Below are 3,621 nucleotides of genomic sequence, written 5' to 3' on the forward strand. Positions count from 1 at the left end.
GGTGCGGACCGCCCCGCCGCCGTGTTTGTGGTGCTTCGCACAGTGACCCGATGCAGGTCAAGGGTGAGTTGACGGCTGTTCTCGGGCCGTGGTGGACTGCCGAGGCCATTACGGCGGCAGTAGAGGAAGTCCGGTGCGAATCCGGCGCGGTCCCGCCACTGTGACCGGATCCGAAGGGTCCGGGAGTCAGGAACTCTCGCCGCCGGTCACGTCGATCCAGGGCGCGGACCCTGAGTGAGGACATGCGCCATGCCCGGCCGCAGCAGTACCACCGGTGTCTTCGTATACGGAGCGGCCGCGGGTCTCGCCGTCGATCTGCTCCTCGGCGATCCCCGCCGCGGACATCCCGTCGCCGCGTTCGGCCGGGCGGCCGCCGCGGTCGAGAACCGCCTCCACCACGACCACCGCGGCTGGGGTGCCCTGCACACCGCCGTCTGCGCCGGCTCCACCGTCGCCCTCGGAGCGCTCGCCGCCCGGGCCGTACGGAACCGGCCTGCCGCCGCCTTCGCCCTGACCGCCGCCTCCGTGTGGGCCGTCGTCGGCGGTACGACCCTGGGGCGGGAGGCCCGCGCGATCGGCGGCGCGCTCGCCGCCGGGGACCTGGACGTCGCCCGGGAGCGGCTGCCGCATCTCTGCGGACGCGACCCGCAGTCCCTGGACGGACCCGCGATGGCCCGCGCGGTCGTCGAATCGGTCGCCGAGAACACCTCCGACGCCGTGGTCGGCGCCCTCTTCTGGGGCGCGGTCGCGGGCGTACCGGGCCTCGTCGGCTTCCGGGCCGTCAACACGCTCGACGCGATGGTCGGCCACAGGTCGCCGCGCCACCGCCGCTTCGGCTGGGCCTCGGCCCGGCTCGACGACGTGGCGGGCTGGCCCGGGGCCCGGCTGACGGCCGTCCTCGCGACGGTGGCCGGCGGAGACCCGCGCGGTGCGCTGAACGCCTGGCGGGCCGACGCGGCGAAGCACCCAAGCCCCAACGCGGGCCCCGTCGAGGCCTCCTTCGCGGGCGCCCTCGGCGTGCGCCTGGGGGGCACCCTGTCGTACGGCGGCCGGGTCGAGCACCGGCCGGTGCTCAACCGGGAGGGGCGGGCCGTCGAGGTGACCGACATCGACCGGGCCGTACGCCTGTCGCGCCGGGTCACCGGACTCACCCTGGCCGCCTGTGCGGGCGGCCGGCTGATCATCGGCGCCCTGGCCGCGTCGACCAGGAAGCGGAGGAACGCATGAGGGGTGGGGGACTGCTCGTCGCCGGGACCACGTCCGACGCCGGCAAGAGCGTCGTGACGGCCGGCATCTGCCGCTGGCTGGTCCGCAAGGGACTGAAGGTGGCGCCGTTCAAGGGGCAGAACATGTCCCTCAACTCCTTCGTCACGAGGGAGGGGGCCGAGATCGGGCGCGCCCAGGCCATGCAGGCGCAGGCGGCGCGGGTGGAACCCACCGCGCTGATGAACCCCGTCCTGCTCAAGCCCGGCAGCGACCGGTCCAGCCAGGTCGTCCTGATGGGCAAGCCGGTCGGTGAACTGAGCGCTCGTGGCTACCACGGGGGGCGGCAGAAGGAGCTCTTCGAGCCGGTGCTCGCGTGCCTGGAGGAGCTGCGGAGCACGTACGACGCCGTGATCTGCGAGGGCGCCGGCAGCCCGGCCGAGATCAACCTGCGGCGCACCGACATCGTGAACATGGGCATCGCGCGGGCCGCGCGGCTGCCCGTCGTCGTGGTCGGCGACATCGACCGGGGTGGGGTCTTCGCCCAGTTCTTCGGCACGACGGCGCTGCTCGCGCCCGAGGACCAGGAGCTGATCGCGGGCTACCTCGTGAACAAGTTCCGCGGTGACGTGACCCTGCTCGAACCGGGCCTGGACATGCTGCACGGGCTCACCGGGCGGCGGACCTTCGGCGTCCTGCCGTACGCCCACGGGCTCGGCATCGACGAGGAGGACGGCCTCCGGGTCTCCCTGCGGGGCGCGGTGCGCGAGTCCGTCGTCGCGCCGCCGGTCGGTGAGGACGTGCTGCGGGTCGCCGTCTGCGCGGTGCCGCTGATGTCCAACTTCACGGACGTGGACGCGCTGGCCGCCGAGCCGGGTGTCGTCGTGCGGTTCGTGGACCGGGCGGAGGAACTCGTCGACGCGGACCTGGTCGTGGTGCCGGGCACCCGCGGGACGGTCAAGGCGCTCGCCTGGCTGCGGGAGCGCGGGCTCGCCGACGCCCTGGCTCGACGGGCCGCCGAGGGCCGCCCGGTGCTCGGCGTCTGCGGCGGCTTCCAGGTGCTCGGCGAACACATCGAGGACGAGGTCGAGTCCCGTGCGGGGTCCGTCGACGGGCTCGGTCTGCTGCCCGTACGGGTGCGGTTCGCGCGGGAGAAGACGCTCGCCCGGCCGGTGGGCTCGGCGCTCGGGGAACCGGTGGAGGGGTACGAGATCCACCACGGCGTCGCGGAGGTACGCGGCGGGGAACCCTTCCTCGACGGGTGTCGGGTGGGGTCCGTGTGGGGTACGCACTGGCACGGCTCCCTGGAGAGCGACGGGTTCCGGCGGGCGTTCCTGCGGGAGGTCGCGACGGCGGCCGGACGGCGGTTCGTGCCCGCGCCGGACACCTCGTTCGGCGCGCTGCGGGAGGAACAGCTGGACCGGCTGGGAGACCTGATCGAGGAGCACGCGGACACGGACGCGCTGCTGCGGTTGATCGAGGAGGGAGCTCCGCCGGGGCTGCCGTTCGTGCCGCCGGGTGCGCCGTGAGCCGCGCTCGGCGTCCGGGTTCCCACCCGCACCACCCGTACGACGTGTCGAAAATCCTGGCGGCCTCGGGTCGTCGTTCGAACATTCGCGATCTGAAGGAGTGACCGGCCGATGAGTACCCGGTATCCGTTCACCGCCGTCGTCGGCATGGACGACCTGCGGCTCGCGCTGCTGCTCAATGCCGTCAGCCCGGCCGTCGGCGGTGTGCTCGTGCGGGGTGAGAAGGGGACCGCCAAGTCCACCGCCGTGCGCGCGCTCGCCGAGCTGCTGCCCGCCGTTCCGGTGGTCGCGGGCTGCCGGTTCAGCTGCGACCCGGCCTCGCCCGACCTCGGCTGCCCCGACGGCCCGCACGGGACGGCGCCCGGCACCGAGCGGCCCGCGCGGATGGTCGAGCTGCCCGTCGGCGCCTCCGAGGACCGGCTCGTCGGCTCCCTCGACATCGAGAAGGCGCTCAGCGAGGGCGTCAAGGCCTTCGAGCCCGGGCTCCTCGCCTCCGCCCATCGCGGGATCCTCTACGTCGACGAGGTCAACCTGCTCAGCGACCACCTCATCGACCACCTCCTCGACGCCGCCGCCATGGGGTCCTCCTACGTCGAGCGTGAGGGTGTCTCCGTACGGCACGCCGCCCGCTTCCTGCTCGTCGGGACCATGAACCCCGAGGAGGGCGAGCTGCGGCCCCAGCTCCTCGACCGGTTCGGGCTGACCGTCGAGGTCGCCGCGTCGCGCGACCCGCAGCAGCGCGTCGAGGTCGTCCGGCGGCGGCTCGCCTTCGAGGACGACCCCGCCGCCTTCGCCGAGCGCTGGGCCGCGGACGAGGCCGCGCTGCGCGAACGGATCGCCACCGCACGGGCGTTGCTGCCCCGGGTGACGCTCGGCGACGCCGTGCTGC

Annotated in this window: 3 protein-coding genes and 1 riboswitch; all 3 genes read left to right on the forward strand. The window is 74.0% G+C overall.

The features are described from left to right. Positions 1-75 precede the first annotated feature (75 nt). Positions 76-215, forward strand: a riboswitch (cobalamin riboswitch). Positions 216-249: 34 nt separating this feature from the next. Then, a complete protein-coding gene (locus AOK00_RS26055; protein WP_055602695.1) occupies positions 250-1,227 on the forward strand; it encodes a cobalamin biosynthesis protein in 978 nt (325 codons plus the stop codon). Beyond that, complete coding sequence (locus AOK00_RS26060) at positions 1,224-2,732, forward strand: cobyric acid synthase (RefSeq protein ID WP_055602696.1); 1,509 nt, start codon at positions 1,224-1,226, stop codon at positions 2,730-2,732. Before AOK00_RS26055 ends, AOK00_RS26060 begins: the two co-directional genes overlap by 4 nt. A 111-nt stretch (positions 2,733-2,843) precedes the next feature. Continuing rightward, on the forward strand, positions 2,844-3,621 hold a 778-nt coding region (locus tag AOK00_RS26065), incomplete at its 3' end, for an ATP-binding protein (protein ID WP_437441447.1).

This window comes from Streptomyces aureus (assembly GCF_001418135.1).
GTDB lineage: Bacteria > Actinomycetota > Actinomycetes > Streptomycetales > Streptomycetaceae > Streptomyces > Streptomyces aureus_A.

Coding starts and splice junctions, on each gene's coding strand:
- AOK00_RS26060 (WP_055602696.1), top strand. CDS start 1,224: ATGAGGGGTGGGGGACTGCTCGTCGCCGGGACCACGTCCGACGCCGGC.
- AOK00_RS26055 (WP_055602695.1), top strand. CDS start 250: ATGCCCGGCCGCAGCAGTACCACCGGTGTCTTCGTATACGGAGCGGCC.